Origin of the sequence: Sphingomonas psychrotolerans (genome assembly GCF_002796605.1) — a bacterium.
Classification (GTDB): domain Bacteria; phylum Pseudomonadota; class Alphaproteobacteria; order Sphingomonadales; family Sphingomonadaceae; genus Sphingomonas; species Sphingomonas psychrotolerans.
On record NZ_CP024923.1, the window covers coordinates 4428006 to 4449849 of the forward strand.

General features: G+C 64.6%; 17 protein-coding genes and 1 tRNA gene. 4 read left to right on the top strand and 14 right to left on the bottom strand.

Features of this window, described 5'->3' with window-relative positions; genetic code table 11:
- Positions 1-66: 66 nt before the first annotated feature.
- Positions 67-903 (bottom strand): N-formylglutamate amidohydrolase, encoded by an 837-nt coding sequence (locus tag CVN68_RS20110; protein WP_100284565.1) that lies wholly within the window; start codon positions 901-903, stop codon positions 67-69.
- A 122-nt stretch (positions 904-1025) separates the two neighbouring features.
- Here CVN68_RS20110 and cpdR point away from each other — a divergent pair, with 122 nt between their 5' ends.
- Together cpdR and CVN68_RS20120 are read left to right on the top strand one after the other, a co-directional pair.
- Complete coding sequence (cpdR, locus tag CVN68_RS20115) at positions 1026-1400, top strand: cell cycle two-component system response regulator CpdR (RefSeq protein WP_077509890.1); 375 nt, start codon at positions 1026-1028, stop codon at positions 1398-1400.
- A 59-nt stretch (positions 1401-1459) separates the two neighbouring features.
- Positions 1460-1534 (top strand) — tRNA-Val (locus tag CVN68_RS20120).
- Between the two features lie 155 nt (positions 1535-1689).
- On the opposite strand, the gene CVN68_RS20125 is transcribed toward CVN68_RS20120, so the two are convergent.
- Positions 1690-2847: an NAD(P)/FAD-dependent oxidoreductase gene (locus CVN68_RS20125; protein ID WP_100283769.1), complete on the bottom strand. Its 1158-nt coding sequence runs from the start codon at positions 2845-2847 to the stop codon at positions 1690-1692.
- Between the two features lie 179 nt (positions 2848-3026).
- Here CVN68_RS20125 and CVN68_RS20130 point away from each other — a divergent pair, with 179 nt between their 5' ends.
- Positions 3027-3920, top strand: a complete 894-nt coding sequence (locus CVN68_RS20130) for a LysR family transcriptional regulator (RefSeq protein ID WP_100284566.1) — start codon at positions 3027-3029, stop codon at positions 3918-3920.
- A 30-nt stretch (positions 3921-3950) separates the two neighbouring features.
- On the opposite strand, the gene CVN68_RS20135 is transcribed toward CVN68_RS20130, so the two are convergent.
- The 5 genes from CVN68_RS20135 to CVN68_RS20155 all read right to left on the bottom strand — a co-directional run bounded on the left by CVN68_RS20135 (position 3951) and on the right by CVN68_RS20155 (position 11849).
- On the bottom strand, positions 3951-5351 hold the full coding sequence (locus CVN68_RS20135) for a CapA family protein (protein WP_233503452.1): 1401 nt from the start codon (positions 5349-5351) through the stop codon (positions 3951-3953).
- 29 nt (positions 5352-5380) lie between these two features.
- Positions 5381-6658 (bottom strand): M20/M25/M40 family metallo-hydrolase, encoded by a 1278-nt coding sequence (locus CVN68_RS20140; RefSeq protein WP_100283771.1) that lies wholly within the window; start codon positions 6656-6658, stop codon positions 5381-5383.
- 140 nt (positions 6659-6798) lie between these two features.
- A complete protein-coding gene (locus CVN68_RS20145) occupies positions 6799-7437 on the bottom strand; it encodes an RNA polymerase sigma factor (protein ID WP_100283772.1) in 639 nt (212 codons plus the stop codon).
- Between the two features lie 40 nt (positions 7438-7477).
- Complete coding sequence (locus CVN68_RS20150) at positions 7478-9037, bottom strand: serine hydrolase domain-containing protein (protein ID WP_100283773.1); 1560 nt, start codon at positions 9035-9037, stop codon at positions 7478-7480.
- Positions 9038-9110: 73 nt separating this feature from the next.
- The gene (locus CVN68_RS20155) at positions 9111-11849 is read right to left on the bottom strand and encodes a TonB-dependent receptor plug domain-containing protein (RefSeq protein WP_100283774.1); all 2739 of its coding nucleotides are present in this window, start codon (positions 11847-11849) and stop codon (positions 9111-9113) included.
- 504 nt (positions 11850-12353) lie between these two features.
- Between CVN68_RS20155 and CVN68_RS20160 the strand changes: the two genes are divergently transcribed.
- A complete protein-coding gene (locus CVN68_RS20160; RefSeq protein ID WP_100283775.1) occupies positions 12354-13289 on the top strand; it encodes a methyltransferase in 936 nt (311 codons plus the stop codon).
- Here the strand turns inward: CVN68_RS20160 and CVN68_RS20165 are convergent.
- The 7 genes from CVN68_RS20165 to CVN68_RS23480 form a co-directional block, all read right to left on the bottom strand.
- Positions 13276-15024 (bottom strand): response regulator, encoded by a 1749-nt coding sequence (locus CVN68_RS20165; RefSeq protein WP_100283776.1) that lies wholly within the window; start codon positions 15022-15024, stop codon positions 13276-13278. The two genes, CVN68_RS20160 and CVN68_RS20165, sit on opposite strands and share 14 nt — an antisense overlap.
- Entirely contained in the window at positions 15024-15578 is a 555-nt protein-coding gene (locus tag CVN68_RS20170) for a YfiR family protein (RefSeq protein WP_100283777.1), read from the bottom strand. The genes CVN68_RS20165 and CVN68_RS20170 overlap by 1 nt, the downstream gene beginning before the upstream one ends.
- A complete protein-coding gene (locus tag CVN68_RS20175) occupies positions 15578-17425 on the bottom strand; it encodes a TonB-dependent receptor plug domain-containing protein (protein WP_158298985.1) in 1848 nt (615 codons plus the stop codon). Before CVN68_RS20175 ends, CVN68_RS20170 begins: the two co-directional genes overlap by 1 nt.
- A gap of 169 nt (positions 17426-17594) precedes the next feature.
- Positions 17595-17798 carry a hypothetical protein gene (locus tag CVN68_RS23470; RefSeq protein WP_158298986.1) on the bottom strand — a complete coding sequence of 68 codons (204 nt, stop codon included), beginning with the start codon at positions 17796-17798 and terminating at the stop codon, positions 17595-17597.
- Positions 17799-17967: 169 nt separating this feature from the next.
- Complete coding sequence (locus CVN68_RS23475; protein WP_158298987.1) at positions 17968-18120, bottom strand: hypothetical protein; 153 nt, start codon at positions 18118-18120, stop codon at positions 17968-17970.
- A gap of 346 nt (positions 18121-18466) precedes the next feature.
- On the bottom strand, positions 18467-20119 hold the full coding sequence (locus CVN68_RS24360; RefSeq protein ID WP_324870548.1) for a DUF3597 domain-containing protein: 1653 nt from the start codon (positions 20117-20119) through the stop codon (positions 18467-18469).
- Between the two features lie 302 nt (positions 20120-20421).
- A complete protein-coding gene (locus CVN68_RS23480; RefSeq protein WP_158298988.1) occupies positions 20422-21546 on the bottom strand; it encodes a tetratricopeptide repeat protein in 1125 nt (374 codons plus the stop codon).
- Positions 21547-21844: the final 298 nt, after the last annotated feature.

The window sequence follows — 21844 nt, forward strand, 5'->3', positions numbered from 1 at the left end:
CCCCCGGGCGTGTCTCCTCCCTGAACCTTGGCCACCTCGTGCTTCGTGCACGAGGTGGTTTTTTTATCACTCGGCGGCAAGCGCGCCGGGCAGGGCTTCGTCGGTGACTGCGTCGATGATCGCGCGGAGCAACAGGCTCGTGGCGGGGAGGCCTTCGCCCGGACCATCCAGAGCATCGTCGAGATAAAGTCCGCGGTCGAACTCCAGCTGGATGGCGTGGACGCCGCGCCTTGGTTCGCCATGGCGTTCGAGAATGTGCCCGCCCGAATAAGGTGCGTTCGCCGCAGTCGCGACGCCGTGCGCGCGCGCGACGCCTTCTATCCTGCCGGTGAAGCGCGCCGCCGCGGATTTACCGAACCGGTCGCCGAGCACCAGGCGAGGTGCACTGTCGGCCGGACCCAGCGACGGCATCGAATGCACGTCGATCAACACTGCAATCCCGAAGCGCACCCGCGCCGCGGCGAGCGCCGCCGCGACTGCGGCATGATAGGGGCGGTGATCGGCCTCGATCCGCAACTGGACCTCGTCGGCCGATAGCCGGCGCTGCCAGATGTCGCCCGAATTGCCGACGCGGCGCGGCACCAGCCCGAGGCCGCTACGCAACTTGGCCGATTGCGGGTGGCCGATCCTGGCCGCGCCGTCGTCGAGCCGCGGGTCGCGCTCGTGCTCGGCGCGATTGAGGTCGATCCACGCGCGTGCGCGCTGCGCGATGAACAGGGTCTCCGCCCCCCGGGCGTCGAGGCCAAGCGCATCGGCGTAGCGATCCTCGAGCCCCTTGAGCGCGACCAGCGGCACGCGGAGCGCCGCGCGCAGCTGCAGCGGGTAGTCGCGACCCGCGTGCGGCACCGACAGCACCACCGGCGTGACCGGCTCGAGCGGCCCGTGGCGCACGAAGGAGGACATTGTTGTCACTGATCCCTGACTAGGCACGACACGCCTCGTCAGCAATCGCCAGTCGGTAAACCTGCTGGAAATTTTTAAAGGCTTTGCGCATAGAATGGCGGCTCAGATTGGTTGGGGTAGTGATGATCCGGATTCTGCTGGCAGAGGATGACCGCGTGATGCGGGAATACCTCACCCGTGCGCTCGAACGCTCGGGTTATGCGGTCAGCGCCGTCGATCGCGGCACCGAAGCGATTCCCTTGCTCGAGGCGGAGCGATTCGACCTTCTCCTCACCGATATCGTCATGCCCGAGATGGACGGAATCGAGCTGGCCCAGCGCGCCAGCGAGATGGCGCCGGAGATGCGGGTGATGTTCATCACCGGCTTCGCGGCGGTCACGCTCAAGGCCGGCAAGCAGGTTCCGCAGGCGCGCGTGCTCTCCAAACCGTTCCACTTGCGTGACCTCGTGCTCGAGGTCGATCGCATGTTCCAGTCGGAGAATGCGGGCTTCAACTGATTTAGCGTTCGGGGCGCTTGCGCGGGGCCGAAAGCCTCGCTAAAGCCCGCCCTCCTTGGGGGCGTGTAGCTCAGTGGTAGAGCACTGTGTTGACATCGCAGGGGTCGCAAGTTCAATCCTTGCCACGCCCACCATCTAAAAAGCCCGCCAGCTCAAGAGTTGGCGGGCTTTTTCAGTCCAGAGCCGCATCCTGCCCTTCGGTCCGACCTGTGTGCCAGGCGCCGCGGCCGCTCCGCACCAGCGCAGCAACGCCTCCACGGCCCTCAGGCAGTCGCATAAAGCTAACCGCTTACGAACCCGCGCCGACGTTACGATAAAGCCGCTCGGGGCGAACATGCTCCGCCCGCAGGCCCTGTCGGGAAAGCGCGTCGGGCCACGGCAGGTCGAACATCAATGATTCCGTCGCGAGCGCCATCGCCGGCGACGTCTGCAGACCATAGCCGCCCTGCCCGGCGAGCCAGAAGAAACCGGGCCGATCGGGCGCGAAACCGGCCGTGGGCACCTTGTCGGCGACGAAGCTGCGCAGCCCCGCCCAGCGCGTGTTGACCCGGGCGATCTTGAGCGTGGTGGCCTCCTCCACGCGCCACGCCGCCAGCGCGACGTCATAATCTTCTGGCTGAACGTCACATGGGCTGTGCGGCGTGACGTCCATCGGCGAGGCGAGCAGAAGCCCGGCGTCGGGAAGCATGTAGAAACCTTCTTCGCTGACGGTCTTCAGAAAAGGCCAGCCGGAAACGTCGAGATCCGATGGCGGAGCGAAGCCGATGATCGTGCGGCGCAGCGGCTGCAGCCCCAGCGGTCTGACCCCCGCCATGCCCGCGACTTCGTCGGCCCAGGCGCCGGCGGCATTGACGACGATGCGCGCCGAATAGCTGGCGTCGCGCGTATCGACATTCCAGCGCTCGCCATCGAGGACCACGGCGCGGACCGTGGAATCGAACCCTATCGTGCCGCCGGCATGGCGAAACGCCCTGGCGTTGGCCTGAAGCAGCGCATCGGCGTCGAGCTTTCGCCCCCCGGTGTCGAGCAAGCCCGCGACGATGCCGTCCTCGCCCGTCTTGAGCACCGGGACGATCCCCAGCATTTCCTGCGGGCCCACTCGCCTGACGGTGCTGGTGAAGCGGTCCATTTCGATATGGAGGGCCTCGAGTTGGGGAAGCGAAGCCTGGTCGGCAATGAAGAGCGCCGCCTTTTCGGTCCATAGCGGCCCTTCGGCATATTCAGCCGGCGGACTGGCGAAGAAGTCGCTGCTGGCCGCGGTCATGCCGCGCACGCAGTCGTTGCCGATCCCGAAATGATAGAAGGTCGCGCTGCGTCCCGACGAATGATAGCCAAGTGCCGATTCACGCTCGAGGACGACCGTGTCCGCGTGGCGTGCAATGCGCGCTGCCGCGGAAATACCCGCAATCCCTCCGCCGATTACGAGTACGTCGACACGTTTGCGCATTGTCGGAAATCTCTCCACTGGTGCGTTCGCACACCGTTTGCCGTTCCAATCCAAGACGCACGATCCGTCGCGAAGCGAACCAGGGCGAGAGCGGCTAAAATTCGCGATCTTTGACAATTCCGCCCGGGTTCGAGCAACAGACACCCGGGGGCTCGACCCGCGTGCAAAGTGGACGAATGATGGACCTGAAGCATCTCGAGGACTTCGTCAGCCTGTGCGACACCCGCAGCTTCTCGCGGTCGGCGATCGCGCGTAACGTCACGCAATCGGCGTTCAGCCGGCGCATTCAGGCGCTCGAACTATGGCTTGGCGTCGCGCTGATCGATCGCAGCACCTATCCAACCTCGCTCACCCACGAAGGCCGGCTGTTTCGCGAAACCGCGGACGAGGTGCTGAACATGCTGCAGGACGCGCGCAGCGACATGCAGGCGCGGCGTGGTCTGTCGCGCCGAACGATCAGCTTCGCCGCGCTGCACACTTTGGCGCTGAGCGTGTTTCCCGAGTGGCTGAAGGATATCGAGCGGACGCTCGGCCCCCTCAAGACCGACGTCCTCGCCGACAATTCACACAATTGTATTCAGTCGCTGGTCGAGGGGAAAAGCGATTTTCTGCTCACCTTCCATCACGATGCGGTGCCGCTGTCGATCGACCCCGAACGTTTCCCGTTCATCGTGCTGGGCGAGGACCGCCTGCTCGCCGCCTCGCGCTGCGAGAACGGCCGGCCGATGTTCGCGCTGGACGGAGAGGCCTCGTTACTCGCTTATGGCGCGGATTCCTTCCTGGGGCGGATGAGCGCCTATGCCGCGCGCATCGCAAACGTGCAGTTGATGACCAGCCACGTAAACGACAACGCCGTCGCCGAAATATTGAAGGCGATGGTCGTGGCGGGGCACGGCATCGCCTGGCTGCCCGAAAGTCTGATCCGGCGGGATTTGGCGAGCGGTCTTCTCTGTGATCTGGGGGCCGACGTTCGGATGCAGATCCGCATGTACCGCTCCGCCGAACGAACCCGCCATTCGGTCAACCAGTTTTGGGAAGCTGCATGCGCGCTGCCGGCGATGGGAGTTTCGTAAGCACTGTCACGTGCGCCCCCGGGTCGGCGACTATTTCGCGCTCGCTTGCGTCGGTGGAGCGACCCGGATCACACCGATGCCGTTTTCGATCCTGATCGTCGTTCCGAGCGCGGCGGACAGCGTTTGCAACCGGCCGAGGATCTTGTCGCCGTGCGCGCGTGCGGCCATGCGCGGGACGCCGCGATCGGCTCCCTTGACGTCGACGCCGAGATCGATCGGATACAGCTTGATCTCCGCCAGTCGCCCGCCGGAATAGCGCGACAGCGCAATCACCGATTCATACAGATTCGGATCGCTGAACGTGCGCGCGTTCCGCGCCTGCAGCAATTCGGGCACGGTCGCGCTGTCCGGGCTTACGCCGAACTGGTCGTACATATCGGCCGGCACGGCATCGAGCGAGTTGTTCATCATCGCGAAGTTGCCGAGCGAGTAGAAGATCGGCTTGCCCTTGTAGATTTCGATTCCGCGCAACTGGTGCGGGCCGTGCCCCATATAGGCGTCGGCTCCGGCATCGATTGCCTTGCGCGCGAGTTCGACCGCGAAGTCCGCAGGTTCCTGGAAATCGTTGCCGGGCTCGTGATTATGTACCGAGTAGATCACGAAATTGCCGTTTTGCTTCGCCTGCCGGATCGCGCGCAGATTCTCGGAGAGGTCGCCTGCATTGATCCGGTAGCGATAATCGAGGTGCTTGCCGCTCGTCGCGCCGGAGGCGAAGCGATTGCCGAACAGAGTCACTGCCTCGCCCGAACGGCCATCGGTGCGCAGTGGCGATTTGGCGGCGATGGCGGCGAGAACGTCGAGCTGTTCGGGCGTCACCAATGCCGTGCGCACGGTGCGGATGCTGTTGACCCCGGGTCGCGCAGCGACTTCGCCCGCCGCGTCGCTGGCGCGCGACATCGGCGTGAAGGTGGACGTCGCCGAGACGAGCCCGATGCGCCCCTTCGCCACATCGATGTAACGCGGTGCGCGCGCCGCCGACAGGCTCGCGCCGGTGCCCGACCATATCAGCCTGGCATCGGTCAGGCGGCGGCCGGTCTCGGCCATCCCTTCCACGCCCCAGTCGGTCGAATGATTGTTGGCGTGGCTGACGATGTCGAACCCGAGTGCGGCTACGTCATCCGGAACGCGCGGATCGGCGAGCATCCACGTGCCCCCCGATTCGGCCTGCGCCACCGCTTTGGTCGTTGCGAGATCGAGCACGGTGGTTTCGAAATTGCCGAAGGTCACGTCGGCGCCGCGCAACAGGCGCAGCATGTCCGGACTGCGCGCCTCCAGCGTCGCGAGCATCGGCCGCAGATAGATGAGGTCGCCGACCGCCGCGAGCGTGAACTCTCCCGCGGTGGGAGTCGTCGGCACCGGCGCGGTGACCAGCGCCTCCTGTGCCGAGGCAGGCCCAATCGATAGCGCAGTGAAGATGGCGGATCCGATCAAGAAGGTGAGGCGGCGTGCCGCACACGCACTCACTCGACACCTGCCGCGACGAGCAGGATACCGAGACCGACGGACATGCCGCGCACGCTCGCGCCCTTCTCGACGTCGATCCATTCGTCGAGCGAGTGCGCGCGTCCTCCCGTCCCGCCCGATCCGATCGTGATGGCCGGGATTCCCAGGCTCATAGGCAGGTTGGAATCGGTCGACGAGAAGGACGGGCTCGGGCGCATGCCATGGGCGCGGATGACTCCGGTCGCGATCCGGACGATGTCGGCGGTCGGCGATGTGCTTCCCGCCGGCCGATCTCCGATCAGCTTGAGCTCCGCTGAAACCTTGCCCTCGCGCGTATCGCGGCCGCCGTTCTCGCCGTCGACGCTGGCGTGCACGATCTCGACGAAGCGCTTCTCAACCTTGGCGAGCTCCGCCGGATCTTCCGATCGCATGTCGAACTCGGTGAAGACCTCGTTGGGGATCGAATTCACCGAGGTGCCGCCACCGGTCACGCTCGCGGCGTACGTCGTCTTGGGGGATTTCGGGACGGCAAGCTTGTAGAAATCGACGACGGTCTGGCTCATCGCGACCATCGGGTTGACCAAACCGAACGCGCCGTAGCTATGGCCTCCCGGCCCCTTATAGGTGACCCGGTAGCGCTTCGAGCCGACGCCGCCGCTGACGATGCGACTGGCATCGGTGCCGTCCATCGACACGAACGTCTCCACGCGATCCTTGTACGCGCCGCGCGTGAAGAGGTAGCGCACCCCGCGCAGATCACCCGGGCCTTCCTCGCCAACGTTGCCGACGAACAGAATGTCGGATTTCGTCCGGATCGCATTGGCTTTCATTGCCCGCGCATAGGCCAGAAGCACTGCCAGGCTGCGCGTGTCGTCGCCGATGCCGGGCGCGTAGAGGCGAGTGCCGTCACGCCGCACCGTCACCTTGGTGCCTTCCGGAAACACCGTGTCGAGATGTGCCGCCAGCACGATGACTGGCCCGCCCGCCGCGGCAGTCCCGCGATAGACGCCCATGACGTTGCCCTCGGCATCGATCTCGACATTCTCGAGCCCGGCCTGCTTCAGCATGTCGCGATAGGCGGCGGCGCGCGCCGCTTCTTTGAAGGGCGGAGCTGGAATCTCCGTCAGCTTGACGATGTCCTCGACGATCCGGTCATGCTCGCGTTCGAGCTGGACAACGGCGGCCTTGTAGCCTCGCCCGGCCAGCACGGCCTCGACGGACCCGTCATTGCGCGCCTCCGCCGCAGGTACGGCCGTCAGTGCTACGATCGAGGACAGGACGGTGAGAGACGCCATGAGCGGACCTTTCGTGTGGAAACGTGCGTCTGTGTGCCGAACATCGCGCCGGAAGCCTTCGCGCAACTGGTCGCACGGGTCCCCGGAGAGGCACCCTTGTCGAACCTCGAGTTCGAGGCGTTGCTTGGCGATCCGCCGACTTACGCATGCGCGCTGGAACTCGACGCCATCTGACACCGCATCGGCACGCTGAACCCGCCATCGTCGGTATCGGAATAATCGTCGGACAGGAACGGCAGCAAGCGGTCCCGGAGATGCGCCATGGCGGTAACCATGTGCTTCTGGACCATGCGCGTCGTGATGGACAGATTTGCCGCGACGTCCGGCGTGGCCATCTCGCGGTGCCGCCGCATGTGAAAGACTTCAGCGCAACGCGGCGACAGTTCGGCCAGCGCGGCGTGATAGGCGCGCTGCAGATCGGCGAGGCGGCGGCTCTCTTCCTGGCCCGGTCTTATAGACAGGTGACTTTCGGCAACATCGTCGATGTCGACACTGGAATTCAATGGAGTGCGCCGGCGACTGCGATCGATCATGAGATTTAGAGCTATGCGATACATATAACCGAGCGGGGAATTAACCTCCTGCTCTTGTTGTAATGCGTAAAATTTGAGGAATGTCTCTTGAACTATGTCGTCTGTATCGGCTTGATTACTCGATCTCGCAGCGATGAATAATCTCAGGCGACCCGCGGATTCCTCGAATAGACGCTGATCATACTGCATGCACCGATGCTGTATCCTGTGATTACATCCGTCCAATGCCGATGTCGAAAGCCTCATTCCGAATTTGCATAACCCGCGACGCAGGGTTCGGACCGCGTTAGTCCAGCCGTGCGAACCGCACGTTGCGCGCACGCTCGACGCTGACCGTCAACCCAGTCACGCGGCCGTCCGCGTCCCGCACGAAACGAAACGTGACGCCCTCGCCCTGAAACGCGTCGCGGTAGATGGGCTCGAGCGTCCGGGTGAAATCCGGCCGGTCGCGAATGCGCCAGACGAGTCCGTCTGGGCCTGCCGAGATGTCATAGGTCGCGCCGACTTCCTCGCTGGCATAATGCCCGACATAAGTGTCGAGCTTCACGGCTGCCGCAACGACCGGGGCGGTGCGAACGAAGATGGCAATGTTGCCGTCGCGGCCGGTCAGCTCGATGCGATCCTTCGAGACGAACTTGCTGGCGTTCGCCAGGTAACGCGCGTCGTCGAGCGGCATGCCCGATGCCTGATCGACGAACAGGCCGTCGAGCGGTTTTGCCGAGACGGCGGCAGCCGCGGACCCGCCGAGAAACAGCGCAGCGACCTTTCTTCCCATGCCAGTATCGGCGTTGGCTGCGTTGCACAGCAAGGCGACCGACAGGCGCCGCGCCGGATAGCGGCCGAGCCACGCGCGATACCCCGCAGTCGAGCCCGCATGCGCAATCTCCTCGGTGCCGCGGAACGTATAGTTGAACAGCCCGCGGCCATAAGTGAGTTTGCGGCCGTCGCGCAGCGTGCTGCGTTCCGACAATTTGGTCGTGACGAACCCGCCGAGCTTGCCGCTGTCGAGCGCGCGGTTCCAGATCAGCAGGTCGCCGACAGTCGTTAGCAACCCGCCATTGCCATAGGCATCCTCGAACGGCATCTCCTGCTGATAGCGGTCGCCTTGCCATTCATAGGCTTGCGCGCGTCCGGGCACGATCCGCCGATACTCGTCGCGCCACCGGGTGTGCGTCATGCCGAGGGGGGCGAAGAACGTCTCGTGACTGAATTGGGCGAGCGACTTGCCGCTGACGCGCCGGACAATCTCGGTCAGCAGATTATACCCCGTATTCGTGTAGCTCGACTCTGCACCGGGCTCGAAATTGAGCGCCTTCTGCTTCACCACGATGGCCAGAACGTCGTTCTGCGTGTGGACGCGCGTGGTCCGCGGCCATCCTGCCAATCCTGCGATACCGCCCCAATCGCGCAAACCGCTGGTGTGATTGAGCAGCCGGTCGACGGTAATGACATGGCCGTAGTCGGGCAGTTCGGGGAGGATCGTGCGGACGTCGGTATCGAGCGTGAGCTTGCCGGCGTCGACCAATGCGAGCACCGCTGCGGCGGTGAATTGTTTCGACACGGATCCCGCCTCGAACACGGTTTCGGCGCGGTTGCGAATGCCGTGCTCGAGATCGGCCATGCCATAGGCCCGGGTCAGCACCGCCTGTCCGTCCTGATCGACCGCGACGGCACAGCCCGGCGCCGAATCCGAGTTCCACTTCGCGAAGATCGAGTCGAGATCGGTCGCGGCGACCGCCCGGATGCGCGCCGCATCCGCCGCCTGACCGAGCGCCGGCGTCGTGACCGCGAGAGCACCGCATCCGCCGATGGCCAGAAACGACAAGAGGCGGACGCAAATGCTCATGGTAGTTCCTTCCGGTCCCGGTATCCGAGGCGACGCCCCGTGCGATCAGCCGAGCGTACGACGCCTACACGTGTCAGAAGCTGATTTTCGCGGCCATCGAGAAATAGCGCCCGATCTGGTCGTAATGGATCTGGCCCGTCGTCGTCAGTGGCGGATCGATATCGAAGACGTTGTTGACGTTGGCCGACAGCGTCAGCTCCTTGATCCGCACGCGCGCGCCGAGATCGAAATAGGTGCGCGCCGAGATCGCATTGTTCTCGATGTCCAGCAGATGGTTCCAGACGCCGCCGTCGACATAGCGCAGGCGCGCATCGGCGCTGAACACCTCGTCCTGATACGTGACGCTGGCCGTGCCGCGCCACTGCGGCGTGCCGAACGGAACCGCCTCGCCGACGTCGCCGACATATTCGATCTTGCTGACGCCGTCGTCGGTGGTCAGGCTGGGCACATAGGTCGCCAGCCCGCGGAAACGCAGCGTGCCGGGCATCGAGGCCGAAAGCTTGTTGAGCGGCAGGACGTAGGACGCTTCGAAATCGATACCGTGCGTCCGGTATTCCGCCAGATTGACGAAGGTCGCGAATACGGTGGTGATCACGCCGTTCGCCCGCACGATCTGGCTGCACAGCGCCGCATTGCCGTTGGCGCAGCGCGTGACGATGTCCTGGCCGCTCAACGTGGCGATGGCACCCTTGAGGCGAATGTCGAAATAGTCGACCGACAGATTCAGCCCCGGAGCGAAGGACGGAGAATAGGTGCCGCCGATCGTCGTGGTCTGGCCGATTTCCGGATCGAGCGCCGGATTTCCCCCGCCGAAGGTGACGATCTGATAGGTCGTCTGGGTAAGCGGGTCGGCGATATTCGACTGGGTGGTCGACCGCGTGTTGAACAATTCGGTGAGGCTGCCCGAGCGAATGTCGCGCGACCGCGATACGCGCAGCAGCAAATCGTCGAAGATGCGGTCGGTCAGGCCCAGCTTCCACGACGTCACGTTGCCGGTGTTGCTATAGTGGCTGTAGCGGCCCGCGGCGCTCAGTTCGAGCTTGCTGAAGTCGTGGTCGAGAAGCGGGATTGCGATCTCGCCAAAGCCTTCCTTGACGTCGAATCCGCCCTCGATCGACGAGAAATTGAAGGTAGTGAACGCCTGCGCGGCCGATAGCGGATCGAGCCCGCTCGAGCCGATCGATTCCCAGCGCGCCTCGGCGCCGATCGCGATCGACACTGGCCCGGCCCAGAGCGAGAACGGATCGCCCCGCAGGCTGACCGCAGCGGTGTCGAGCTTGGTCGTGTTGCGGACATGGGCCGCCGACGAGAAGGCGTAGGCTATCGCGGCGGGATCGGCATTGCCCTCGCCGAACACGTTGAGCGGGCGGCACGCCGTCGTCGGGTCGGTCAGCGCGATGCGGCAGATCGGTGCGCCGCCGTTGGGGCTGGCGACGACGTCGATCGCGCGGTTGAAATTGGCGGTGACCTTCTGGTTGAGATAACCCCGGTCGTCGGACAGCTGACCATGGCCGTAATAGGCGCTGTATCGCCATTTGCCGTCGGCAAACGATCCGTCGACGCCGATCGCGGCGTCGATCGTCTCGCGGGTGTAGCCGAAGGTTCGATAGCCATAATCCTCGAACACGCGGCCCATCCGGAAGCTGGTCTGTCCGGCCGCGATCAGCCGGTTGCGGATCGTCGGCGAGAGGAAAGGGTTGTCGCGCGAGACCGTGATGTTGTCCCGGTTGCTCTCGGCATAAAAGGGATATTCCGCGGACATCCGCGAATAGCTGCCGTCGACCCAGAATTTGGCGTCGCCGACTTCGAAGCTGGCGCGCGCATAGCCGTTCAGGCGCTCATAGGGTGCCGCGAGCGCGGTCTCGTCGCGCAGGCTGGTTCCCTCGCCGCCGACCATCACCTGGCTGCCGCGCGGGCTGCCGAACTGGAACGGCCGCAGCGTGCCGTCATTATTGAAGGTCTGCCCGGCAAGGACGCCGGTCGTGATCAGTCCGCCGACACTGGCGTTGGAATAATTGACGTCGCGCGCGATGACGAAGGCGTGTGCCGATCCGGCCGGGTTGGTATAGAGCGTCGTGCTTCCCAGGTTTGGCCGGGAATCGCGGTCGAGCACCCCATGGTCGTTGAAATATTGCGCGCCGATCATGAAATGGCCGGCGTCGCCGGCGAAGCGGGTGCCGAACGTCGCGTCGAACCCGTAGCGGAAGGCATCACCGCGGGACGAGAACCCGGTTTGCGCGCCGATCGTCACTCCCTGGAGCTTGCTGTCGAGCAGGATGTTGACCACGCCGCCGACCGCTCCGGAACCCCAGGCGGCCGAGGCGCCGCCGGTGACGACCTCGACTCGACTGATCAGGCCCTGCGGTACGCTGTTGAGATCGCCGGCCCCGGTGAAACGGCGGCCGTTGAGCAAGGTCAGCGTGCGGGAGGTGCCGAGGCCGCGCAGGTCGGCCGGCGACGAGCCGGACGCCGTTCCCGAGAAATTGGTCACCGGCGTCGTCGAGGCGCGGAACTGCGGAAGGTCGTTGAGCACCTGCGCTATGCTCGGGCGATTGCCCTTGAGCAGATCATCGCCGCCGATGATCGTCGTCGGGGTCGGGGCGTCGAAACCGGCGCGATCGATCCGTGATCCGGTAACCAGGATCTCTGCATCGCTCTCGCCGGGCGCATCCTCGTCGCTGGCTGCGGCGGGCACCGTCTCCGCCTGTGCAGTCGCGTCGGTCGCCACTTGTGCGTTCGCCGCCGCGGAAGCCGAGACGGCGACAGCCGCCGTGGTGAGCATCATGAGACGCCGTAGATCCATGGTTTTCATGTCTTCCCCTTCGTCGGGCTTCAGTCAGAAGCGATCCCCGTGAGGAGTAGACGTTGCCGTTTCGGCTTTCCGAATGTGACAGGGGCTCTTTTTTATCTGGAGCGCGCGCCGCAGTTTCGTGCAGCAGAATGCCCTGACCGACGCCGATGGAGCAGGGAGGGCGCGTTGCCGGTCAGTCCGCGGACGCCGTGCCGCGGCACGCCTTATTCGCGCGGACTGCGGCAGCGCTGCGATCGCGGCTTCGGCGTCGCTTTGTCCAGGTCCCGCCAATTGCGCAAAGCTTGCAATGTAGGATTTCGCCTGCTTGGCTGGCGCGGTCGGCTTGTTGCCGGCCGCTCTTTCAATTGTTTGGGAGCAGGATCAGCGCGCGACAATGTGCGCAAGAATATTGCGAGATGAATCGCGTTTCCGCAAACCGAGTCAACCTAAGACCCGTCAAACTCGATTTCAGGACGTCCACATCGAGTCCCTTGGCTTCGCGGGCTTTTTCTGTCTGGAGATAAGATGACCGAATCGAGATCGGCGCTGCTGCGGCTCGTCGAAGCGTTGAAGCAGCGCGGCTATCACTTCGTAACGCCGACCCCGGCAACGCATGCGCGAGTGGTGGCGCGCGCCGATCGGAGCGAAGCGCGGGACCTCGTAGACATTTTGGGCTGGAGCCTGCCGTTCGCGCCCTCCCGCATCGACGCGGCGCTTCTCGCGTTGCTCGAGGCCGGCGAGGCGTTGGAGGCCGCGGACGACGGGCTGCTCCGGAGCCGCTTCCGCGTGTCGTCGCTGAAGGATGATCTCTACCTCCACTCGGCTTATCCGACCGAAGCCGGGGACTCGGTATTCTTCGGGCCTGACAGCTATCGTTTCGCCGATCTGATCGAGGCAGAACTCGCCATTGCGCGGCTCCCGTCGGGCGCCGCGATCGTCGATATCGGCACCGGCGCCGGAGTCGGTGCGCTGGTCGCCGCGAAACTATGCCCCGATGCGACAGTGTGGATGACCGATGTGAACCCGGCGGCGTTACGGCTCGCTGCGATCAACGCCGAGGCGGCGGGCGCCCCGATCCGGGCAGTCGAGAGCACGACCCTCGACGCGATCGCCCGGCCCATCGATCTCGCGCTCGCCAATCCACCTTACATCATCGACGACGACGCCCGGACCTATCGCGACGGCGGCGGCATGCTCGGTGGGCAGGTATCGGTGGACATGGCGCGCATGGCGATGCACCGGCTGAAATCTGGCGGCAGGCTCATCCTCTACACCGGCAGCGCGATCGTTCGCGGCGCCGACCTTCTCGGCCGGGCGCTAGCTGCGCTCGCTGGCGCAGAGGGCTGCGACCTTCGCTACCGCGAGATTGATCCCGACGTGTTCGGGGAAGAACTCGAACGGCCAGCTTATGCCGAAGTCGACCGTATCGCCGTCGTTGCGGCGATATTCACGAAGCGCTAGCCGGATCGGTCGAAGCGCGCAGCGTCTCGTCGATCACCGAGGCGAGAGCCTCAAGTCGATAGGGCTTGAGCAATACCGGGCGGCCCCCCGCGCCGGAGCGTGAGATTTCGTCGCTATAGCCGGTGGTCAGGATCACCGGCAGCTGCGGATTCATGGCCGTGAGCGCGTCGGCCAATTCGAGGCCACTCATCCCGGGCATCACCACGTCGCTCAGCACCAGGTCGAACTGTGCCACCCGTGCTACTTCGAGCGCTTCGCCCCCCGATTTCGTGCGGACTACGTGGTGGCCGAGTTCGCGCAGCAGGGTTTCGGCGAACTCGCCTACCGCCTCATTGTCCTCGACGAGCAGCACCGATCCGGTGCGGCCGCTGTTCGACGCGCTCTGTTGCGCCTCTTGAGGCTTGCTTTGCTCGAGCTCGCTACGCGGGAGCAGGATAGTCACATGCGTGCCGTGGCCGGGCGCGCTCTCGATGCGGAGGTCGCCGCCCGATTGAGTCGCGAAGCCATAGACCTGGCTGAGCCCGAGCCCGGTCCCCTTGCCGGCGGCCTTGGTGGTGAAAAAGGGCTCCATCGCACGTTCGATCGTCGCGGCGTCCATGCCGGTGCCGGTGTCGGCGACCGATAGCGCGATCATCGGACCATGCTCTCCGGTCTCGTGTGCGGTGGCGATGTGGAGCGTGCCGCCATCGGGCATCGCGTCGCGGCCGTTGACGGCGATATTGAGCACTGCCGAGACGAGCTGCGCGCGATCGGCCTCGACGGCGCATATGCCGTCGGCGAGATCGGTCTCGACGATCACGCGCTCGCCCAGCGTCCGGTCGAGCAACTCGGTCATCCCGGCGACCATCGCATTGACGTCGATTACCTCCGGCTTGAGCGGTTGACGGCGGGCGAAGGCGAGCAACTGGCTGGTCAGCGCTGCCGCGCGCGCCGCAGCCTGGACGATTGCATCGGCATATCGCTTGCGGCGGTCCTCCCCGAGATTTGGCCGTAACAGCATGTCGGCCGAACCTTGGATGACGGTGAGCAAATTGTTGAAGTCGTGTGCGATGCCGCCGGTCAGCTGGCCGAGTGCTTGCATCTTCTGCGCCTGACGAAGCTGTTCTTCAGCCTTGGCGCGCTCGGCGACCTGATGGGTGAGCTCGGCATTGGTTTCGGCGAGTGCGGTGGCCCGGGTCTCGAGTTCGCGATTGGCGCGGCTCAAGGCCGCCTGCGCGACGCCCAGCACCGCCGCCACGAGTGCGGCCATGACGATGAGCAGGCCGATGATCAGATAGCGGCGCACCCGGGTTGAAAAGGGCTGAGGGTCGACGGCGATGAATGCGGTGCCGATTTGCTCGCCCGCGCGCGTGACCGCCACCTGCGCGGTGACCGCGTCGCCACCGTCGGCGCCCAGTCCGGCGAGCCGCCCGGGAATGGCTTGCCCATTACGGGCATATCCTGCGAGCAGCAGGCCGGCACGATCGTAGATCGCCGCCAGCCGGATCTGGCGGTTGACTCGAAGGGTATCGACCGACTCGCGCGCGGCGGCAGCGTCTCCAAAGTCCAGCGCCGCGACCACGCTGGCGGCGAGGATGTCGGTCTGGGCGTGCGTTTCGCGCTGCTTCTGGCTCAGATAGCTAGCTTCGCCCTGAACGACAGTGAGGATGCCGCCGAGCAGCAGCAGCGCGACCAGCACCGCGGTGATCGCGATCGGAAAGCTGCGCCAGCGGCCGGTGATGTCCTCGATCCGCATTATTGGGGGCGCTGCTTCACATCGACCGCCAATGCAAGCAATCGTGAACTGATGCCGATCCCATCCCCCGCCGCCGCGGCGTCGTCGATGTGGAAGCGCACCCGGGCTCCCTCCACCGCGAAATGGATCATGCCGCGCGGCTGGCCCCAGCGGCTGTCGGTGATCGTCAGCGTCGGCTGCCGGCGGAGCGTCGCGAGGATCTGCGTGGTCTGCTGCGCATTCGTGCCGGCGACATAGGCGGCGTGGCAGCCCGTGACCGCTGCCGCATCGGCATTGGCGAACCGGCGGACAGCGATCGGCCGGCCGTCGACGATCTCGTTCGCCGCCGCACGATCGAGCCCCTGCCCAAACGGGTCGCGGCCGATCACGCACAGATAGAAAGGCTGCCCGGCCTCGGGCCGAACGCTCGCCGGCAGTTCGATGTAGCGCACGAACTTGGGAAGGAACGCCGCCTTCACGGCGTCTTCGCTCGCTTGCCGCCCGGTCCCTGCCGAAGCGGACGGCACGCTCACCGCGACGGCGCAGAGCGCGAAGAAGAGCCGGGTGGCACGCATCAGAAACGCAGCCGGGTTCCGGCATAGACGCTGCGCTCGATCCACTGCGCGCGCTGGATATCGTTGCTCTCGAGATGCCTGGCGTGGAGCAGATTGTCGCCGGCGACATAGAGCTCGACTGCATCGCTCAGCTTGAAGCTGAGCCGCGCATCGGCTTCGACATAGCCCTGGATCTGGGGACTATCGAGGCCGTCCACTGCCCGCAGACCGAGATCGAACAACACGCCCTGCGGAAGCGTCATGCGGGAGCGCAGCGCGAACTGATAATCGGGATCCTGGCCGAGCGAGGCGCCGGCGCTGAGATCGATCGCGCCGGGGCGAACCTCGAAATCCTTGTGCAACCGGGCGGCGCTGCCGGTCACCCGCCACCATGGCGTGAGCTGCTGCGTCACTGCGGCTTCGGCGCCCCAGGTGGTGCCGCGCAGATCGTTGCTGAGCTGGAGCGGGAACGGGTTGCCGATGAAGGTGACGCTGCGCAGATCGCTGTAGCGATTGTAGAACACGGACAGCGACAGCGAGGTCGACGATGTCGGCTGGCCGCGATAGCCGGCCTCGAAAGCGGTCAGCTTCTCCGCGGCGAATTCGCTGGCCCTGGCGACGAGGCCCGGCGCGTTGAGGTCGCGGTCGATGCGTGACGGGGTTCGCACCGCCCGGGAGACCGCCGCCCAGAGCAGTGCCCGCTCGCCCGGCTGCCATGCCAGCCGCAAATTGGGGAGCAACTGGACTCCGGTGTTGGAGGAACTCTCGAGCTTGGCGCCGACGGTCAGCGACAGCGTCCGCGTCAGGGCGATACGATCCTGGACGAAGGCATTGCCGATCCACAGCCGGGCACTCTCGGGATCGAGGCGGAAGGCGTTGAGCCGGTTTACGAACAAGTCGTGCGTCGTCCGGCCGCCGGCGCCGGCGACGAGATCGTGCGCGCCGCTGGCCAGATTATATTGCAGCTCGGCATCGAAGGTCTCGAGGCTGTTGAGGGTCAGCAGCTCGCGGCGGCGGAAATAATCATAATAGGCCTGTACGCGCAGCGACGAGGCGCCGGTCAGTTCGCGGGTCCAGCGGCCGAGGATATTGTGCCCGCGATTGCCGTCGCCCGGCGACCAGAAGCGGTCGCTGTCGAACACGTCGCCTTGCAGCGTGAAGCTGTCCGCTTCGCCGTGCACGTCGGCGCGGAAGCCGGCCTGCCAGCCCCGGATGGCGTCGTTTGCGGTGGCGGTGCTCGTGGCGGTATCCGGCATGCCCTCGCGATCGAACCAATTGCCGTAGACGCGGACCGCGGCGTCGCTGCCGAGCGCGAAACCGTAGCGCGCGCCGACCGTCCGTTCGCGGGCGCCGGCGGTGCCGCGGACCAGCCCGCCCTGGGCGTCGAAGGCGTCCTTCGAGAGCACGTTGATCACGCCGTTCACCGCATTGGGGCCATAGAGCGTGCCACCGGGGCCGTTGATCACTTCGATCTGGGCGATGTCCTCGAGCAACGGCGAGCGCAGATCCCAGAACACCCCCGAATGGAGCGTCGAATAGCCGCTGCGCCCGTCGACAAGCAGAAGCAGCTTGTTCGACGGTTCATAGCCGCCGAAGCCGCGGGCGCTGACGGCATATTGCGCCGCGTTGAGCCGCTGGACCTGGACGCCGGGCGCCTCGCGAAGCAGTTCGGGAAGCGACGTGGCCGCCGAGCGCAGGATATCGTCGTTGGTGATCACCCATGCGGCGTTGGGAACGCGACTCAGCGGTTCCTCGCGCTTGGATGCCGAGCGGACCGGCAATTCCGCCAGCTCCTCGATCGACAGCGTGGAAAGATCCTGCGGCTCCTCATCCGTCGCAGCGGCGGCGGGAAAGGGCGCGAGGAACAAAAGGGGCGCCCACCATCGGCTTTGCATCAAGTCCGGCACTCACTCGTTGCTGCCCCCCGGCGCCCCGGCTTTGTCGTGCCGGGCGGGGCGGGGGTCAAGCACCCATCGAGTCGCGGCGTAACGGCGCGCGGGCCCGCAGGCGAGTACGGGCCTTTGCGGAATGGTGCGGTCAGCGCAGTTTAACCGTCTCTTCCGTCGAGTCGGCGCGCTTGCTCGCGGCGATGCGGGCCGCATAGCTGCGTGCCATTTTCTGATGCGCGATCCGGGCCGGCGCGCAATCCGCGGCGGCGGCGCGGGCGACTTCGTCGGCATGGCGTCGATTCAAATAGTCTTGGTCCATGGCAAGCTCCTGAATATCAGTAAGCGGGAGCACGGTCCTGGCTCTCAGCCACCGGCGCTTACGAAAAACGCGTGCCGGGGGTGAGTCGGGCCTTAGCACAGAGCCCGGCACTTGCCGAATCGTTCTGTGACGAATTTGCAGGATTTCAGCAGCTTAACTTTGTTTCGGGCGCGCGACGATGCCGCCGCGCCCCGGCACAAGCTCAGCCGAGCACTTCGCGGACGGCGGCACGGGCGACTTCGCGCGGGCACTGCTCGATCGGGAAGAGGCGGCGGTGAACGGGGATGAAGGCGTCGAACGCCTTGTGCGCGCCGCGAGTGATCTGGGTATCCTGGATATGCGAGAAAAAGTTCATTCTATTTCCTGTAGGGTGTTCGAACCGCCCCGGCTGCAGCGACCGACGGAATGCCGGCGGGGATGCGACGAAGCCGATGGCCTGTTGCAATGCCGTGCTGCGTAAAGGGCGAAAGGCGCCGCGGTTCCGTCCCATTTTCGCGGGGGGAACAGCCGCAATGCTGCGGGCGCCTGAATGCTAGATAGGGTGGCAGGGTTAATGTTTCAATAACGGCCTCGTGGGTGGTCGAAGGGGCGACCGCGCGGGGCAGGTGAAGGCGTCGAGCCTCCGCTCCTTCCCGCGTGGCACGGTGGACCCCGGCACGAGGCCGGGGTGACGTAGAAGGGGCTTGCCCGACCCCCCGGCGTCAGTCCTTGAGGCTGGCGGGGACATTGCCGCCATTTTTGGCCAGCTCCTGCATCACTGCCTTGTGCAGCCAGAGATTCATTTCGGCCGACCCGTCCTTCTCGCCGCTATAGCCGAGCTCGGTGGCGAGCGCCTTGCGGTTGTCGAGGCTCGAATCGAGCCCGATCAGCTTCATCAGGTCGACGATCGACGTGCGCCAGTTGAGATCCGAAGTGCCGCGCTCGGTCTCGAAGACCATCAGCACATTCTCGACATCGACCGGGCCGGCGGGGGCCGCGGCGGGCGCGGCAGCCGCGGTCTCCTGCATCTGCGGCATCGCCGGGGCTGTGGTCTGGCCGGCGGGCGCCTGGCTGGGGGCGGCGGGCGCGGCGGCGGCCTTGTGGCCGAAAATGGCGTCCTTGATGCTGCCGAAAATGCTCATGGCGAATGCTCCTGTGCGAGCGCGCGGTTGCGCGGACAGGGGCTCAACGCACGAGCCGGCCGCGATATGCACGGCGGCGCGCGATTGGCGGCGTTTCTTGCCCCGACTGTCCGACGGCGCGGGCGGTTCGTTGGCCGGGGGCTCGGGCGGGCCGTCCGGCGCGGGGGCGGGCGCGGATCCGGCGACCTCGGCGATGGCCTCGGCGATGAAGCCGAAGAAGAGGTCGCGCTCGCGGCCCTCGGCGATCGCGCGTTCGGCGATCGCGGCGTGGTCGACCTCCAGGAAGGCTGCCAGTTCGCTGGTGCTCAAGCCGCGCGAATAGCCTTCGTCGCCAAAGTCGCCGTCCTCCTCGCCATCGAAATCCTCGGCCGGCGGAAACCGCGTGCGCCAGCCGTCGCTGCACGCGTCCCACCAGACCGGGTCGTCCTCGTCCTCGGGCAGGTCGGCGACGTCCGCCGATTGACTCGCTGCTTGACTCGCTTGACTCGTCTGGCGCTTTTCGGCGGGCTCGGGGGCGAGCGCGACCAGCCCGGCGGCCTCGGCGCGAAGCCATTGTTCGGCGGTCCAGCCGGCGCGGGCGGCGGGATCGAGATCGGCGGTTTCCACCGGATCGGCGAGGTCGGTATGGGTGCGCAGCCAGCGATCGGCGCGGGCGAGCGCGCGGATCGGCGCGAGATCCTCCGCGCCGGCGGGCTTCATCCGCGCGTCGACGAACACGGCCGCGCGGGCCGGGCCGCCATCGCGTTCGATCATCTCGAGATATTGGGCGAAGTCGGCGGCGACCAGCCGCGCGGCGGCGGTACCCTCGGCGACACCGGCCATGCGATCGAGCCGGTTGAGCACCGCCATTGCGTGGCGATTGTCGTGGCGGTGGCGGGTGACGATGCTGCCGTCGTCGCGGGTGACCATGTCGCGGACGCCGTTGAAGGCGCGGTCCATCAGATTGTCGGCGAGCGCGTCGCGCGCCTTGAGCACCGCCGCCTCCCAGCCGAGCGCGAAGCCGGCCCCGCGCGGGGAGGCGCGCAGCGCATAAGCCGATTGCTTCGACAGGCCGACGATCGCGCAGCACTGGAGGACATTGTGCCCTTCGGACAGCGCTTCGAGGAAGCGGCGCTGCTTGTCGGGCGTCCAGCCATCGTGGCGGGTGCAGCCGGGCGGCGGGGCGAAGCCGTGGAATTCGGCGTGATCGAAACTTGCGGGCTCGTCGGGCAGGATCTGGGTCTGGGCGTTCATGGCTGGGTCCCCTGTGTTCGACTCGGAGGACTCGCCAGATATGCCGGAACGGGGGCTGTAGGAAAGGGGTTTGTTCGTTATTTGTTCTTTTTTTGGGAGAGGCGTGGCTCATAGGCAACATGCGCCGGCGACGTCCGTCATCCTGGCCTTGGGCCGGGATCCACCGTTGGGGCTGGGGGGAAGCTGGAGCGCTTGTCGGTCGCTGGCCGCGGAACAAGTCCGGGGTGACGAAGAAGATTGATTCACGCAAAGACACGAAGACGCAAAGAGTCAGAGATATGCCGGCTTTCGGCGCCGAAACTCTACGCCTGACGTAGAGTTTCGCAAAACTTTATGTAGGACGGGCTTTTGAGGACGGGTCCAAAAAAAGCTTGTTTCTCCAAATCTTGGATATCTAGCTTATAACCAAGTGCGGAAGATTTCTTAAGAAATCCAATTACTTCGCGTACTTTTCCATTTTCGGCAGCTAAGGCTGCTTTCCAATAATAGGCCTCTCCTGCGTACTTCTTCAGCTCGGCAGATGAATTTTCGTATCTTTCTATGACTTCATTATAACCGGCAACTTCTTTAACAAAATTCTCTTTTATGCCGAATGACAGCGATCTATATATTAACGATCGAGCAACGGTATCTTGAATATCATCATCTTCATAATCTGAATAATTTTCAATTACTCTGCTGTATGTCTCAATTTCTTGATCAGTTTTGCCAATTTTTCCGAAAGAAAGACCTAGATTAAATAAAGCTGTAGCTTTGGACGCCATTTCAGTGTCCGGATGTGAAATTATTTCTTTGTTTAGATTAGCATATAGCTCCCAATTTTTTGCTCTCTCTGCCAATGCAGTCAGTCTAAATATATCATCTAGAGATCTTGCCTTATTAGGATTCGTATCAATGATTTCCAAAGGAGAAATTTTGGGAGGAATATCTTTTGCGGCCTCTCTCAAGGCGGTCATTCTTTCCGCCGCCTCCTGAGCTTGGGCTTCAACCGAGGCTGCATGGTCACCAGCGCTGGTCGCTGCTTGCTGAGCGGCATCCGCCGCTTTGAGGGCCAAAGTGGCGGCAGCTTTGGCAGAATCGATTATTGCATCAATCTCTTTGCGTCGATCGGCGATTTCCGCTTGGGCAGCTTTTGCGGCTGCCTTTTCGGTGCGAAATCCGAAGCCAATGACTAGAATAGTGAGCAATAGGCCAAACAGACCAATTAGGATTTCAAGCCTATCGTGGCTGGAAGAGGAAATTTCCTCCTTTGCTGAAATGATAGCTTCGCGATACGATAAAGGCATCTGTTCAGGGGAGGTCGGGGCCGATTTGACGGGGGCACTGCTCCGCGATGACGCTGCTAACTCAGGTAGATGAGCCTCATTCGCCATGGTAGGCGAAAGAAAGATATTAAAGGCAAGAAAAAGTGAAAGCGCTTGTTTCATGGCGCGAGATTATTGACTGCGGCTCGGCCCATTACAAGACGAACCCGAGATATTTTGCTACTTGTCAGATCACATTTCTGCGAAACGGTTCTTCGTGCCTCGCCGCCGATTTCCACAATACAGGAGCGTGGCCTCAACCTGTCTCCGCGATTGGCTGGGGCTTTCGAGATAGCTCCGCAGGCACCGCCCACTCGTCCCTTTCCCCGGTTCAGCGTCGGTGCAAGGTACTTGCCCCGTAAAGCTCCGCGACTCCTTCGCCATCACTTCCGGCGTGGCCTGCGCGACGATCTCCTCGCCC

What these genes read in the sequence shown, in the direction of transcription:
- CVN68_RS20110 (WP_100284565.1), bottom strand. Translation starts at nt 903, where the DNA reads ATGTCCTCCTTCGTGCGCCACGGGCCGCTCGAGCCGGTCACGCCGGTG.
- cpdR (WP_077509890.1), top strand. Translation starts at nt 1,026, where the DNA reads ATGATCCGGATTCTGCTGGCAGAGGATGACCGCGTGATGCGGGAATAC.
- CVN68_RS20145 (WP_100283772.1), bottom strand. Translation starts at nt 7,437, where the DNA reads ATGAGGCTTTCGACATCGGCATTGGACGGATGTAATCACAGGATACAG.
- CVN68_RS20160 (WP_100283775.1), top strand. Translation starts at nt 12,354, where the DNA reads ATGACCGAATCGAGATCGGCGCTGCTGCGGCTCGTCGAAGCGTTGAAG.
- CVN68_RS24360 (WP_324870548.1), bottom strand. Translation starts at nt 20,119, where the DNA reads ATGAACGCCCAGACCCAGATCCTGCCCGACGAGCCCGCAAGTTTCGAT.
- CVN68_RS23480 (WP_158298988.1), bottom strand. Translation starts at nt 21,546, where the DNA reads ATGAAACAAGCGCTTTCACTTTTTCTTGCCTTTAATATCTTTCTTTCG.
- CVN68_RS23475 (WP_158298987.1), bottom strand. Translation starts at nt 18,120, where the DNA reads ATGAACTTTTTCTCGCATATCCAGGATACCCAGATCACTCGCGGCGCG.
- CVN68_RS20165 (WP_100283776.1), bottom strand. Translation starts at nt 15,024, where the DNA reads ATGCGGATCGAGGACATCACCGGCCGCTGGCGCAGCTTTCCGATCGCG.
- CVN68_RS20130 (WP_100284566.1), top strand. Translation starts at nt 3,027, where the DNA reads ATGGACCTGAAGCATCTCGAGGACTTCGTCAGCCTGTGCGACACCCGC.
- CVN68_RS20140 (WP_100283771.1), bottom strand. Translation starts at nt 6,658, where the DNA reads ATGGCGTCTCTCACCGTCCTGTCCTCGATCGTAGCACTGACGGCCGTA.
- CVN68_RS20155 (WP_100283774.1), bottom strand. Translation starts at nt 11,849, where the DNA reads ATGAAAACCATGGATCTACGGCGTCTCATGATGCTCACCACGGCGGCT.
- CVN68_RS20150 (WP_100283773.1), bottom strand. Translation starts at nt 9,037, where the DNA reads ATGAGCATTTGCGTCCGCCTCTTGTCGTTTCTGGCCATCGGCGGATGC.
- CVN68_RS20125 (WP_100283769.1), bottom strand. Translation starts at nt 2,847, where the DNA reads ATGCGCAAACGTGTCGACGTACTCGTAATCGGCGGAGGGATTGCGGGT.
- CVN68_RS20170 (WP_100283777.1), bottom strand. Translation starts at nt 15,578, where the DNA reads ATGCGTGCCACCCGGCTCTTCTTCGCGCTCTGCGCCGTCGCGGTGAGC.